At 42.2% G+C, this 12,792-nt stretch carries 15 protein-coding genes and 1 tRNA gene; 5 read left to right on the top strand and 11 right to left on the bottom strand.

The genetic code is table 11. The annotated features are described in order from the left end of the window. Positions 1-168: 168 nt before the first annotated feature. Positions 169-241, bottom strand: a tRNA-Asp gene (locus DXN04_RS12185). Positions 242-287: 46 nt separating this feature from the next. Between DXN04_RS12185 and DXN04_RS12180 the strand changes: the two genes are divergently transcribed. Beyond that, positions 288-635: a hypothetical protein gene (locus tag DXN04_RS12180; protein WP_147319910.1), complete on the top strand. Its 348-nt coding sequence runs from the start codon at positions 288-290 to the stop codon at positions 633-635. A gap of 245 nt (positions 636-880) precedes the next feature. Here DXN04_RS12180 and DXN04_RS12175 read toward each other — a convergent pair whose 3' ends face one another. The 6 genes from DXN04_RS12175 to DXN04_RS12150 form a co-directional block, all read right to left on the bottom strand. Then, positions 881-1,666: a nucleotidyltransferase domain-containing protein gene (locus DXN04_RS12175; RefSeq protein ID WP_116853641.1), complete on the bottom strand. Its 786-nt coding sequence runs from the start codon at positions 1,664-1,666 to the stop codon at positions 881-883. Next, complete coding sequence (locus DXN04_RS12170) at positions 1,632-2,057, bottom strand: DUF6640 family protein (protein WP_116853640.1); 426 nt, start codon at positions 2,055-2,057, stop codon at positions 1,632-1,634. The genes DXN04_RS12175 and DXN04_RS12170 overlap by 35 nt, the downstream gene beginning before the upstream one ends. Before the next feature lie 3 nt (positions 2,058-2,060). Beyond that, positions 2,061-2,672, bottom strand: coding sequence for an NAD(P)H-dependent oxidoreductase (locus tag DXN04_RS12165; protein WP_116853639.1), 612 nt, complete (start codon positions 2,670-2,672; stop codon positions 2,061-2,063). Between the two features lie 70 nt (positions 2,673-2,742). Continuing rightward, positions 2,743-3,594: an AraC family transcriptional regulator gene (locus tag DXN04_RS12160; protein WP_158568981.1), complete on the bottom strand. Its 852-nt coding sequence runs from the start codon at positions 3,592-3,594 to the stop codon at positions 2,743-2,745. Positions 3,595-4,189: 595 nt separating this feature from the next. Then, positions 4,190-5,482, bottom strand: coding sequence for a T9SS type A sorting domain-containing protein (locus tag DXN04_RS12155; RefSeq protein ID WP_116853637.1), 1,293 nt, complete (start codon positions 5,480-5,482; stop codon positions 4,190-4,192). Positions 5,483-5,730: 248 nt separating this feature from the next. Beyond that, on the bottom strand, positions 5,731-6,432 hold the full coding sequence (locus DXN04_RS12150) for a hypothetical protein (RefSeq protein ID WP_147319909.1): 702 nt from the start codon (positions 6,430-6,432) through the stop codon (positions 5,731-5,733). Positions 6,433-6,541: 109 nt separating this feature from the next. Here DXN04_RS12150 and DXN04_RS12145 point away from each other — a divergent pair, with 109 nt between their 5' ends. Then, the gene (locus DXN04_RS12145) at positions 6,542-7,426 is read left to right on the top strand and encodes a hypothetical protein (RefSeq protein WP_116853635.1); all 885 of its coding nucleotides are present in this window, start codon (positions 6,542-6,544) and stop codon (positions 7,424-7,426) included. 36 nt (positions 7,427-7,462) lie between these two features. Here the strand turns inward: DXN04_RS12145 and DXN04_RS12140 are convergent, their stop codons facing one another. The 3 genes from DXN04_RS12140 to modA all read right to left on the bottom strand — a co-directional run bounded on the left by DXN04_RS12140 (position 7,463) and on the right by modA (position 10,337). Beyond that, complete coding sequence (locus DXN04_RS12140) at positions 7,463-8,548, bottom strand: ABC transporter ATP-binding protein (RefSeq protein WP_116853634.1); 1,086 nt, start codon at positions 8,546-8,548, stop codon at positions 7,463-7,465. Between the two features lie 343 nt (positions 8,549-8,891). Next, positions 8,892-9,554, bottom strand: coding sequence for a molybdate ABC transporter permease subunit (gene modB, locus DXN04_RS12135; protein WP_116853633.1), 663 nt, complete (start codon positions 9,552-9,554; stop codon positions 8,892-8,894). Between the two features lie 45 nt (positions 9,555-9,599). After that, a complete protein-coding gene (gene modA, locus DXN04_RS12130) occupies positions 9,600-10,337 on the bottom strand; it encodes a molybdate ABC transporter substrate-binding protein (protein WP_116853632.1) in 738 nt (245 codons plus the stop codon). 116 nt (positions 10,338-10,453) lie between these two features. Between modA and DXN04_RS12125 the strand changes: the two genes are divergently transcribed. After that, positions 10,454-10,741 carry a putative quinol monooxygenase gene (locus tag DXN04_RS12125; RefSeq protein ID WP_116853631.1) on the top strand — a complete coding sequence of 96 codons (288 nt, stop codon included), beginning with the start codon at positions 10,454-10,456 and terminating at the stop codon, positions 10,739-10,741. Positions 10,742-10,825: 84 nt separating this feature from the next. Continuing rightward, a complete protein-coding gene (locus DXN04_RS12120; RefSeq protein ID WP_116853630.1) occupies positions 10,826-11,620 on the top strand; it encodes a CPBP family intramembrane glutamic endopeptidase in 795 nt (264 codons plus the stop codon). Here DXN04_RS12120 and DXN04_RS12115 read toward each other — a convergent pair. After that, complete coding sequence (locus DXN04_RS12115; RefSeq protein ID WP_116853629.1) at positions 11,607-12,140, bottom strand: hypothetical protein; 534 nt, start codon at positions 12,138-12,140, stop codon at positions 11,607-11,609. The genes DXN04_RS12120 and DXN04_RS12115 overlap by 14 nt on opposite strands. Before the next feature lie 170 nt (positions 12,141-12,310). Here DXN04_RS12115 and DXN04_RS12110 point away from each other — a divergent pair, with 170 nt between their 5' ends. Beyond that, entirely contained in the window at positions 12,311-12,784 is a 474-nt protein-coding gene (locus DXN04_RS12110; RefSeq protein WP_199415029.1) for a GNAT family N-acetyltransferase, read from the top strand. The last annotated feature ends 8 nt before the right edge of the window (positions 12,785-12,792 follow it).

Below are 12,792 nucleotides of genomic sequence, written 5' to 3'. Positions count from 1 at the left end.
AACTTGTTATTATAACATTAGATAGAAGAACAAATTAGCTGATAAAGCCAGATTTTGAATCATGAAATTCAATTCGAAAACCAATTAAATTGAAGAAAAACAGTTTATGCATTTATGAGTGTTCATATAAAGATTAAAACCCGTGCTTAGCGCGGGTTTAATTCCTTGCGGACCAGACGGGATTCGAACCCGCGACCGATGGATCGACAATCCACAATTCTACCAACTGAACTACCGGTCCGTTGAGAGATATCACCATATACCTCCCTGGGGAAACTAACAATACAATGGACGCTTCAGGGTCAACTTACATCCCAATGGATGCTTCGGGTGTCAACAACATCCAAATGGATGCTTCAGGGGCAACTTACATCCCAATGGATGCTTCGGGTGTCAACAACATCCAAATGGATGCTTCAGGGTCAACTTACATCCCAATGGATGCTTCGGGTGTCAACAACATCCAAATGGATGCTTCAAGGTCAACTTTCAACACAATGGACGCTTTGGGTGTCAACTCCAACACAATGGACACCTCAAGGTCAACAAATCACAACGGACGCTTTCCGGGTCTCAACATCACAATGAATACCATTGGGGCTAACAATAAACACAATGGATGCTTTCAGGGCTAACATTATCCAGTTATAGCCATCTGCGCCTTTTGCTACAAATGCTGTCCCTATAACTTTCAAAACTAAGGTTACAAACAAAAAAAAATAACTTAAACTTCAGGGTTAAATCCCCGGGAGATTCAATCTTTCATTCCCTCTCCCGTTGATAAAACAAAATTACTACCGTGCTGCGCAGTCTTTCTACGCAGTAAAAAAAGAACAAAAAAAAACTTCAGAAATTATCTGAAGTTCCTCATATCCAACACCTAAGACATCGAATCAAAATATTCCATCACCCGCTCTTCACTCTCCCTGCGCAATTCCACCTCACCCGTATACAACTCCCTCCGCAAATCCCTATACATCCTCACCACCTCCCTCAATGCCGCCAACATCGCCTCCCTGTCATACCCCGCCAAAGTCCTCTTCAATCCCATCACCTCCTCCGGTCTGCACAACATCTCCACCCTCCTCAACCTCCTCGGTTCATTCCCATTCCTAATATGCAACAAAGGCCCCAACACCACATTCCGCATAAACCCAATAGACTCCAACACCTCAAAATACTCTCCCCGCCCCACCTTCAGCAAGGTATAATGTACCCAAATCCAAAACCTGTCCTCTATCCATTGATACTCCGGATAAGGAAATTGCGCGGTAGTCCGATCCAGTATCTCCTGCAAGATCCCTCCCTTATCCAATAATAAAACCGGATTCTCCACCCGCTGCCCAAACTCCTCCACCGTTACAAACTTTATATCAACATGCAACAAAGGCTTATCATACAGACAAATCAATAACCTCGGCTCCCCCACATGCTCTCCCGTAAACGCATTGAGCAAATGCCCAAACCGTTCCGCATACCCCATCATCTTCCCCTTATCCCCTCCAATCCCCTTTCTTGTCACCATTACAAAATCAATATCAGAATATTCATCCAGCTGTCCGCCAATCCACGAACCACCAGCAGCCAACCCTACCACAAAATCGTCCGTCGATAATATACCTACTACCCGGTCAGCAAATTGTTGAAATGTTGTTTGTTTTTCCATAAGAGGAAGTTACAAACATATATCCAACTCCCGTCACTGCAAATACAATCCCACACACGATTAATTGTACTGGTGGCAACTCCTTCACAAATTCCGGATCCACCAAAGCCGTACCCGGAAAGAAATACGCCCCCACCTGTCCCAGCCAGTAAAAGCTCACTATCGCCACCGTTATCCTAAAATCAATGAGTGTTTTTACACGCTTACCCCATATCATCCACAAGCTCATTAAGCCCAGCATTGTCCCCAGCAACATCGTCTGCGCATTATGAAACTTTGCATGCGGTGGCCAATGCGCATTATAAATATGCGTATGATTCCAGTCAAAAATATAAGACCCAAATGCGGTATACAAACCTGCAAGCGTTAAAATAATCTTCCCCGTTTTCATCACTTATATATTTATAAACAATTCCTCTACCGGTTTCCTCACCTTAATAAATCGCTGAAAATGATCCTGCTCATGTCTATATCCAATACCCGCAATCACCACAGTATGCAGGTCTTTCAGGCCCAATACCTCATCATATTTTGCCGCTACAAATCCTTCCATCGGATTCGCATCAATCCCCAACTGCGCCGCGGCAAACAATAAATTACCCAAAGCGATATAAGCCTGGTTTGTAGCCCAATGTTGTTTTTCTACAGCCGTCATCATTTGTAGATTGGCTGCCACATTGTTTTTATGATGCAGTAAATTCCCTTCCAGCTGCATATTTCTTACCTTACACACATGATCAAAATAATGGTCCACATCTACCATTGTCTCAATGGCAAATACCACCAGCACGGCAGCATCCGTCACCTGCGACTGATTAAATGATACAGCCCGCAGTCGTTCCCTTACTACCGGGTCACTAATAAATAATACCTTATACGGCTGCAATCCATGTGAAGAAGGAGAGAGGCGAATCACCTCCTGTAACAATGCAATCTGTTCGTCATCCACTTTTTTCGACGAATCATATTTCTTTACGGCATAGCGCCATTTCAATTGTTCAATCATCACCCAAAAGTAAACCAGCCTTAAAATTGCAAAAAGGCAGAAAGACGGGCTTATTGTGCAAAAAGGCGGATTATGAAGTCTGCCGGTATTCCAATGGAGATAAGCCGGTCAGGTTCTTGAAGTACCTTCCAAATCTTGACTGGTCGGAGAAATAGAGCATATCTGCAATCTGTGCAATACTATAGGTGGGGTTTAATAATAATACCTTTGCTTCCAAAACGACGGTAGCATCTATCCACTCTCCGGCAGTTTTCCCGGTAATCTCTTTCACTGTCTCTGATAAATGTTTCCGGCTTACAAACAATTTCTCTGCATAAAAACGCACACTTCGTTCAGTATAAAAATACTGCTGTACGAGCTTTTTAAAATCAGCGCTTAGCAACTGACTCCGGCCAGGTGTATTTACAACAAAGCTTTGCTGATTATACAACACTGTCATCTCATACAATAAAACCTTTGCCAGGGATTGTAAAATCTCATTCCTAAACCCCGCAGCCTTCTCATATTTCTGCTGAATAAATTTCAATGAAGCAATAATTCCTTTCGCCTCCGCAGCACTCACCGCAAACACATGATTGGCTACGCGCTCAAAAAAAGGGAACTGTTCATTTCCTGCAAGGAACAGGTCTGTGAAGAATATCGTCAGGGTTGTAAAGTCTGCCGACATATAATGCCATTGCTTGATGACATGTGGAGACATCGTCACCACACAGCCCGATTGTATTTTATAACTCTCCAGGTTAGCATGCAGCAATGCCTCTCCCTGCACACAAATGCCTACACCATAATAGCTGCTCCTGTAAGGAAGATCAATTGGCACCTGGGGCGTTTCAATCTTCTGATGAACAAATAAAAAATCCAACTGATCAGCTGCATCCTGCTTCAGAATATTCAAGGGGTAAGTAGGAATGTTTTTGCTCATTGCATTCATTCTAAACAATTCATTCTAAACAATTCATTCTAAACAATTCATTCTAAACAATTCATTCTAAACAATTCATTCTAAACAATTCGTTCTAAACAATTCGTTCTAAACGATTCGTTCTAAACGATTCGTTCTAAACGATTCGTTCTAAACGATTCGTTCTAAACAATTCGTTCTAAACAATTCATTCTAAACAATTCATTCTAAACAATTCATTCTAAACAATTCATTCTAAACAATTCATTCTAAACAATTCGTTCTAAACAATTCGTTCTAAACGATTCGTTCTAAACGATTCGTTCTAAACGATTCGTTCTAAACAATTCGTTCTAAACAATTCATTCTAAACAATTCATTCTAAACAATTCATTCTAAACAATTCATTCTAAACAATTCATTCTAAACAATTCATTCTACAATTAAAAATAAATAAGCTATAGCAAAAACACAAAAATAGCGGGCTTTTTAGGGCCCGCTATTTGTATATTAATAAGCAATCGTATGCCTGGGTCTTATATTGCATAATCAAACAGCAATATATTATCTGCAAAGTCATTCCTTGCACGATCATTTACCTTAATGCAAAAGGAAATTACCTGGCCAGCATCAGCTTCTTACTTTCCACCACACGACCATCCAGCTCCAGGCTATACACATACGTACCCGCTGTAGCACCATCCAGTGACAGGTTTACGCTGTTACCACCATTTGTTTTCAAATCAACTCTCTTCACCTGCCTGCCATTCAGATCAGTTACAGTCAGGTAAGCATGCTCCACAGTACCAGGGTATGTATACCTGATAATCGTGCTGCCAGAAGTAGGATTCGGTGCGCTTGACAGTGAATAAGATGTAGTTGCATTGTTGTTGCCTGTCACCTGCAGACTCCCGCTTTTCAGCGCAGCCAGTTGTGCCTGTACATCTGCCAATGCCTGTTTTAATTCATTCACCTGCTGTTGCAGTGCATCATCTGTATCCGCTACACGAGCACTCTGCGTAGCACTTCTATACACGTTACCATTTGCATCCACTACAAGTACACTACCAGTACCAGTTGTCAGTCCCTGAAAACGTACCGTACCATTTACGTGCAACTTAGCAGTAGGTGCGGTCGTATTAATACCGAAATTACCGGCAGGAGAGAGCCGTGCTTTTTCCAGGCCATTTGTGCCAATAGAATCAACACCGGTACCTAACAATAAGCTACCTGTGGATGTCAATGCCTGCAGGACGAAGTCACCCGCAACAGAAGTAGTTACGAAAGCTCCGCTCCTGGAAGCAAGCCCGAATCTCGCAAACGGAGTGGAAATTTGTCCGCTCGCAGGTTGCGTTGGATTCTGTGAGAACCAGATAGAAGGAGATCGGCCGGAAATCATCATGGTATTGTCTTCAACAGAGGTGCTGGAACTGTGAATGTGCAATAATTTAATGGGCGTACTCAGACCTATACCTGTGTTGCCACTGGAGAGAATCGTTGCTTTCTCTACATTGTTAGTTCTGAAAACGAGTCTGGCAGTATCTTTAGTCCCCACGAAGTTGGATGCCGGGTTAGTACCTGCATTACCAGTTAACAACCAGTCATTGCTGCTGCCAATGGTAGCCGCATCTTTCCAGAAAACGCTGCCGCTGCTGTCTTGGACCAGAAAACGAGGTGCAGCATTGAACTGTGTGAGACCGGTGAAACGTACAGAACCTGTGGTGTGTAACTGGGAGGTAGGTGTGTTTGTGCCAATACCTACAAATAAACTACCGTACCTGAGGGAATCATTTACAGCGATCAGGCGCTGTCCGGGAGTGCCAACCCAGCCTTGGGCGTTGGCGAATTGAATGGTTAACATGCTGCAAAAACTGATAAGTATCAGCTTCCAGCTTTGGGTCTGTGTCATTTTTTATGATTAGGGTTTAAAAAAACATAGGTATTACTGTGGCGAATATGTGTCTTATTCCATGGGTTAATTTTATGGCGCTAATATAGGGGAAATTATAACATGCAAAAGTTAATGATTGAAAAAAATACCCGCTTTTGTTTTATGCAAAAACGGGTATTGATAAAAGGTATTATTATAGTTTGCATTCTGGTTATTGGCTATTATTATTACAAAATAATAGTGGCTGACAACTGTATGTAAAACCTTTAATCATTATTCGAAGCTACCGGCATTGTTGCAGTTCTCAATGCAGCCATCTGTGCCCGCAACTCTTCCAGTTCTTTCTTCAGTTCTTTTACCTCCGCTTCCAGACTGGCCACATCATTCGCTGTATTCACAGGCACTGCTACCAGACTATTACTCTTGCAGACGTATCCATTTTCATCCAGTACGAGTACTGTACCTGGCCTTGTAGGCAATCCCTGAAAACGTACGTCTCCATACACATGTAATTTGGCGGTAGGAGAAGTTACATTGATGCCAAGATTTCCTTTTGCAGATAAACGCATTCTTTCTACACCATTTGTACCTGCATCATCCATGCCGGTTCCAAACAGGATATTACCGCCTGTAGTAACATTATGAATGACAAAATCACCACTTTGTGCAGTCAGCAAAAAAGCCGCGGTTCTTGAAGCCAGGCCTATTCTACCAAAAGGATAACTGTAATTCTTCGGCAAAGTAGGAAGTTCGGTAAACCAGATAGAAGCAGAACGGCCTGATACGAGAATGTTATTGTCCTCTGTTCTGTTGTTGTGTACCTGAAACAGTTTTTTGGGGCTGCTTGTTCCAACGCCAAAACTGCCATCGGCCTGCCAGCCTTCACGATCCTGTGCAAATACAAATTGACCGATTAAAATACTGCATACTGTAAGTAGCATAGGTCTTAGGGAAAGGGTTTTCTTCATTGTTTCTTTGTATGTAAAAAATAATATACGTGAAGGTAGGTAAAAAAACTTCTTAGAAAGTGCAACCTTTTTTACTGAAACGGAACTAATATATGTAAACCATTTAGCCATGATCAGGATCATCATTATTACATTATTGTTATTGCAGCTGCAAAGTCTTGTTGCCCAGTCTTTACCGGATACTATTCCTTTTACTTTGGGTGGTTCAAAAGTATTCCTGAAAGGGAAGCTCAATGATACGAGTGATGTAACGATTGAATTAGATATGGGTGCTGGCACCCAGGCTGTGAATAAACATTCATCTGGCAGACTACAGCTGAATTTCGATGATAAGATAACGGTGAATAACACAGAGGGTGTGAATGAGGTGCGGAAGAGTAACCGGAATAAACTGGCAATCGGTCATTTGGAATGGGCAGATTTACCATTTGCAGAGGTAGGGAATATGCGGCCGGAGGAAGATTTGATTGTTGGTAATGGTTTGTTTTTGGATAAAGTCATTGAATTGGATTATGACCTGAAAATCCTGATCGTACGGGATCGTTTGCCTGCAAAAGCAAAGGATTATAAGGGCCAGCCCATAAGCTATGTGCAAAACAGACCAATACTGGAGGTGTCATTCTATCATGATGGACAGACGTTTACCTGGTGGACCTTGTTTGATACGGGAAGGGATGGTACGATGCTGATAGGAGAGGATTTTACCGGGAGGGATGGGAATTGGGGGAAACTACATGAATTGATGATGCTGAATGGGAAGAAGATTGTGAGGTTGGATGCGGAGCTGGCTGGTTATCGGTTTAAGGATATAGTGACGAATGCTGCAGATCCGGAAAAGCCGGGGGGTAGGGCGACTTTGTTGGGGAACCAGGTGTTGAATCATTTTAATATGATATTGGATAATCGGGAGAAGAGGATTTATTTGAAGTTGAATGGCAGGAGGGGGGAGAGGTATTCGGATTATAAGAGTTATGAGGAGCAGATGAGGCATTAGGACGCTTCTACTCCCTTACAAGGTAGGGGAGCTTTCCTACTCCCGTTTGAATTTTACGCTGTCGCCTACTTTAAATTTGCCAGCAATATTCAATCTGTCGTCCTGGTTTTTGCGGCTGTTCTCATTCATTTTGTCGTTCTCATTACCAGGCACGTCTATCTTGCCATCTTCGTCCATTTTACCATGCACGTCTATCTTGCCGTCCTCGTTTATCTTGCCATGCACGTCTATCTTACCGTCCTCGTCTATCTTGGTATGCACGTCTATCTTACCGTCCTCGTCTATCTTGCCACGCAGGTCTATCTTGCTATCCTCGTCCATTTTACCATGCAGATTCATCTTACCATGCACATCCATCCCATCACCCGCTTTCCACCCGTCATTCTTCACCAGCACCGTCACATATGTCTTATCACCTTCCTGCCTCACATCTACCACATCCCCTTTTTGCAAATCAAAAAACGCCGCAGGCGAATTATACTCAATACCTTTCCCATTCTCAATATGCACCACTTTATCCGACAATTTCACAATCTCCTCCACATCATGACTCACCATCACAGTCGTCAGGTGGTACCTCCGGTGCACTTCCTGCAAAGTTCCCTGCAAGGCTCTCCGCATCTCCCTGTCAATTGCCGACAATGGCTCATCTAATAACAACAATGCTGGCCGCTGTGCGATCGCCCTTGCCAGCGCAACCCTTTGCTTTTGTCCGCCGGAAAGGCCTTGTGGTTTTCTCAATGCCAGCTTCATCAAGCCCGTCACCTCCAGTAATTCATCTACTATTCCAGGCGGATCCTGCTTCTTCAAAGCAAATGCTATATTCTCCCGTACATTCATATTGGGGAACAATGCATAATCCTGGAATACCATTCCTACATTTCTCCGCTGCGGACTTACATTGATTTTTCTTTCACTGTCAAACCAGGATGATTCTTCTACTTTGATCCTCCCATTATCAGGTGACATAAATCCTGCCAGCATACGGAGGATGCTCGTCTTGCCAACACCTGAAGCCCCGTATAAGCTGATGAATTCTCCTTTATTTAATGTAAGATCAAGATGAAGGAGCATGTCCCCATCAGCAGTATGTAAATGCTTTTCTAATGATAACTGAATCATACAAGGAAATAATTAGACAGTTGGTTCTGTCCTGCAGAGGAAATACATTGATATCCTATTGATGAAGAACCCTCACCTATCTTCATAATTGAAATAATCAGACAGCTGGTTTTTTCCTACAAAGAAAATACATTGATATCCTATTGATAAAGAAACCTCAACTATCCTCATAATTGAAATAATTAGATTGTTGGTTCTGTCCTGCAGAGAAAATACATTGATATCCTATCGATAAAGACCCCTCAACTATTCTCATAATTGAAATAATCAGACAGCTGTGTTTATCCTACAAAGAAAATACATTGATATCCTATCTATAAAAGAAACATCTCCCATCCTCATACTAAAAATAATTATCCCGCTGGATCCGCCTGTTAATAAAATACATCGAAAACAACACCACAAATGAAATCCCTATCAACACCAATGCATACCTGTTAGCTATATCATAATGAAACTGATCATTCTCATCATAAATCGCAATCGCCGCCGTCCTTGTCTTCCCAGGAATATTCCCCCCTACCATCAGCACGATTCCAAACTCGCCCACAGTATGTGCAAAAGTCAAAATAATCCCCGTTAATAAAGAAGGCTTGATATTCGGCAACAACACTCTCACCAGGGTCTCCCATTTTGATTTCCCCAATGAATAAGAAGCCTCTTTCAAACTCCCCGGCAAGGAAGCCAGTCCTGATTGTATTGGGTGCACCATAAAAGGCAGGCTATATAATAAAGATCCTAACAATAGCCCTTCAAAAGTAAACGCTAACCTGATATGCATATACTTTGCTAAAAATGCTTCCGGCCGGAATGCCATTAATAGGTAAAACCCAATCACAGAAGGAGGCAATACCAATGGCATACTTACTATCACCTCCATAATTGTTTTAAAGATGGAGGGCTTTTGAGTAAGCCACCATGCTATTGGTATGGCGATCAGGAATAAGATCACTGTCGTGAACAGTGCCAGTTGTAAAGTAAGTAATATGGGAGCAGTCTCAATCATTTCAAAATAGATGTAACTAATAAAAGGTGGAAATAAGTAGTCGCATCACCTCACAATATATCCAAACTCCTCAAACACCCGCTTCGCCTGCGCGGAAAACAAAAATCCATAAAACTCATTCGCCGCCGCATTATCCTTCAACAAGACGGCCGCCTGCTTAATCGGCGCATAATCCTCCTGCCTGATCTCCACCCAATGCCCTTTCCCCTTCATCGCATCAGCTATCACAATAGACTTCGCAGTAAACCCGATCTCCGCATTCCCGGAAGCAATGTACTGACTCGCCTGGGTGATACTCTCCCCCCTCACCAGTTTCGCTGCCACTTTTTCATACAATTTATACTTCTTCATCACATTCACTGCCGCCGTTCCATAAGGAGCCGTAGCCGGATTGGCAATGGCAATATGACTAATCTTATTACCCGTTAATAACTGTATGTCAGGCTTTATATCCGCTCTTGCGGTCCATAAGACCAGGATGCCCTGTGCATAAGTCTTTGGTCCGGCCACTGCCATACCAGCAGCCTGTACCTTCGCCGGAAAAGCAGTATCTGCAGAAATAAAAATATCAAATGGTGCTCCTGCAATAATCTGCTGGGTCAATTTGCCAGAAGCTCCTAAAACAACATCAATCTGAACTTTATGCTGCTTATTAAAAGCCGACTTCAGCGCCTCAATGGCATACTGCATGTTAGCCGCTACAGCCACTGTAATCTTGTTTTGTGCATTCATCCCTATATACAGGAAGAGAGCGCAGACAAGTAGAAGCAATCTCTGTTTCATCCTTAAATTTACAAATACTTATCGCTTTTATCGATAAATACTATCGAAAATAACCTTATGACATTTTGTACTGTAGCATAACTTTTGTGCAGAGAAGGCAAAGAAACATCAGCAAAATGAAAACGTTAAAAATTGTTGCGAAGTTTAAAGTAACTCCCGATACCAGAGAGGAAGTATTGGCAAGTATCCTGAAATGTGCCGAACTCTCAAGGGCTGAGGAAGGGAATATATACTACGACGTGACAGCGAATGTGTCAAATCCTGATATTATTGTGATCCTTGAAGGATGGAAGTCACAGGCAGCTATTGATTTTCATAATTCTACTGCACATTTTAAGGAATTGGTGCAAAATGTAACGGGCAAGGCGGAAATTGAAATTGATGTGCTGAGCCAGATCAACTAACGGACAGGCTGACTAAAGCCACCTCGAACCCCGCAATCCCGTGGGGTTCAAAAATTCACTATTTTAGCAGAAATCCCTGTTATAATGGACAATCAAGCATACCCTAATGTGAAGGACCTCCTTATACTATTCCTGATACTATTACTCTTCATGATTGGAATAGGTGCAGTCGCCGGGCTTTACCAGCTTATTCCCAATGTTCCTACATCACCCCTGATACAATCATTTCAAAACCTGGTCGCTTATACGATATCCCTGCTGGCAACGATCTGGTATGCCTCCAGGAAAAGTAAGAAAAGTCAGCCAGACTCCTTTAGCCTGGGCTTCAATCCATTTCCCGCATGGCTGATTCCTGTATTAATCATTACCACCTTAGCAATGACAGTAGGTATGGATCGCCTTGCGTCATTGATTCCAATGCCCGATAGTATCGCCAGGTTTTTTGATAGCCTCTTTAATAATGATATCTTCTCAATCATCATGATTTCAGTGGCAGCGCCAATACTGGAAGAAATGCTTTGCAGAGGGATCGTATTGAAAGGATTGCTGCAACATTACCCGGCACGCAGGGCGATTATATATTCAGCATTGTTCTTTGCATTGATCCACCTTAATCCATGGCAGTCAATCCCTGCATTTTTTGCAGGATTGTTCCTTGGCTGGGTGTATTATAAAACAAAGTCAGTCATCCCCGGAATCATTGTACATGCCGTGAGTAATACAACTGCCGTATTGTTTATGTTTTTGCCGAAGGAGCAGCAGGATTATTTAGGCTGGCTGGGAATGCCGGTTTATATTGTGGTGTATATAATAGCGATGGTGGTGTTTATAGCAGGGTGCTGGTATATTGAAAAGAGAATGCCAGCTAATACCCGTTAAGTTTTTCATCGCTGTTGACAGCTTTGTCTAACTCATATAGTATTCTATCTGATTCTCTGAAAGGTATATTAAGCGCAAGGCATTTTTCCTTTAGCTTATCTATATAATCAAAGTATGTTCTAATTTTATCTTCAATTAATCTAGGCAATTTAAAGGTATCCCCAACAAGGATCCGGTAGGCCCTTTGATCGAGAATTTGCAACTCATCAGGAACTGCAAATCGGAGTATTGTGGAAGCCATTGGCAAGTCAATTCCCCGACAAGCCAATAATTTTCCCAATACTTCTTTTGCCTGCTCTGTAGAATATTCTTTCTTTAATTCATTAATAGCAGTAATTAAATCATGCTTTACATCCACATATCGGTTTAGTTTCCACAGCACGATCTTTAGAATATCCACTTCAGAGAAATCTCCAGTTAGTTGATCCAACTCGTCCGTAAGATCTTTTTGATAGTTATAACTTTTCTGCGCCATTTCAACTTTGGCCGCCAGATTTTCGATATCGTCTAATTTTTTCATAGTACGGGAATTTAATAAGTATTTAAGAGAATTCAAATCATCGGACCCTTATTCCTGGCTATCCATACATCAACTCCAGATTGTTTAGTATCTTCCATCTCTTTTACATGAAGAGATGCAGGTAAGACAAGTAAAAATATAAATACTTCTAAACCAAATGTAAGTAATTTATGCAACCCATCACCATCCGCCAGGCCCTCCATATTGACCTGACCGAAATGCGTCAACTCTTTGCAAACACAATCAACGCCATTTGTAAAGAAAACTACAACCCTGAACAACTCTCCGTATGGGCGGCCGGCGCAGAAAACCCTGACCGCTGGGAACAAGTATTCGCCACACAACTCATTTTTGTCGCCGAACAAGATCACCACATCACCGGGTTTTCTACCCTCTGTAATGGCAATTACATCGACCTTTTTTACGTCCATAAAGACCACCAGCGACAAGGTATCGCCACTGCCCTTTATAACAAAACCGAACAAGCCGCAATATCCTTACATCAAAATCAGATCACCGCAGATGTAAGCATCACTGCCAAGCCGTTTTTCCAAAAGATGGGTTTTACCATCCAAAACAAACAACATGTAAATGTAAAAGGAATAGAACTGATCAATTTCAAAATGCTCAAAACCCTGGCTTGATTAAAAAT

Source organism: Chitinophaga silvisoli, from assembly GCF_003412465.1.
Classification (GTDB): domain Bacteria; phylum Bacteroidota; class Bacteroidia; order Chitinophagales; family Chitinophagaceae; genus Chitinophaga; species Chitinophaga silvisoli.
This window is presented reverse-complemented; position numbering and strand designations above follow the sequence as displayed.

Coding starts and splice junctions, on each gene's coding strand:
- modA (WP_116853632.1), bottom strand. CDS start 10,337: ATGAAACAGAGATTGCTTCTACTTGTCTGCGCTCTCTTCCTGTATATA.
- DXN04_RS12160 (WP_158568981.1), bottom strand. CDS start 3,594: ATGAGCAAAAACATTCCTACTTACCCCTTGAATATTCTGAAGCAGGAT.
- DXN04_RS12115 (WP_116853629.1), bottom strand. CDS start 12,140: ATGAAAAAATTAGACGATATCGAAAATCTGGCGGCCAAAGTTGAAATG.
- DXN04_RS12170 (WP_116853640.1), bottom strand. CDS start 2,057: ATGAAAACGGGGAAGATTATTTTAACGCTTGCAGGTTTGTATACCGCA.
- DXN04_RS12165 (WP_116853639.1), bottom strand. CDS start 2,672: ATGATTGAACAATTGAAATGGCGCTATGCCGTAAAGAAATATGATTCG.
- DXN04_RS12175 (WP_116853641.1), bottom strand. CDS start 1,666: ATGGAAAAACAAACAACATTTCAACAATTTGCTGACCGGGTAGTAGGT.
- DXN04_RS12150 (WP_147319909.1), bottom strand. CDS start 6,432: ATGAAGAAAACCCTTTCCCTAAGACCTATGCTACTTACAGTATGCAGT.
- DXN04_RS12140 (WP_116853634.1), bottom strand. CDS start 8,548: ATGATTCAGTTATCATTAGAAAAGCATTTACATACTGCTGATGGGGAC.
- DXN04_RS12120 (WP_116853630.1), top strand. CDS start 10,826: ATGGACAATCAAGCATACCCTAATGTGAAGGACCTCCTTATACTATTC.
- DXN04_RS12145 (WP_116853635.1), top strand. CDS start 6,542: ATGATCAGGATCATCATTATTACATTATTGTTATTGCAGCTGCAAAGT.
- DXN04_RS12180 (WP_147319910.1), top strand. CDS start 288: ATGGACGCTTCAGGGTCAACTTACATCCCAATGGATGCTTCGGGTGTC.
- DXN04_RS12125 (WP_116853631.1), top strand. CDS start 10,454: ATGAAAACGTTAAAAATTGTTGCGAAGTTTAAAGTAACTCCCGATACC.
- modB (WP_116853633.1), bottom strand. CDS start 9,554: ATGATTGAGACTGCTCCCATATTACTTACTTTACAACTGGCACTGTTC.
- DXN04_RS12110 (WP_199415029.1), top strand. CDS start 12,311: ATGCAACCCATCACCATCCGCCAGGCCCTCCATATTGACCTGACCGAA.
- DXN04_RS12155 (WP_116853637.1), bottom strand. CDS start 5,482: ATGACACAGACCCAAAGCTGGAAGCTGATACTTATCAGTTTTTGCAGC.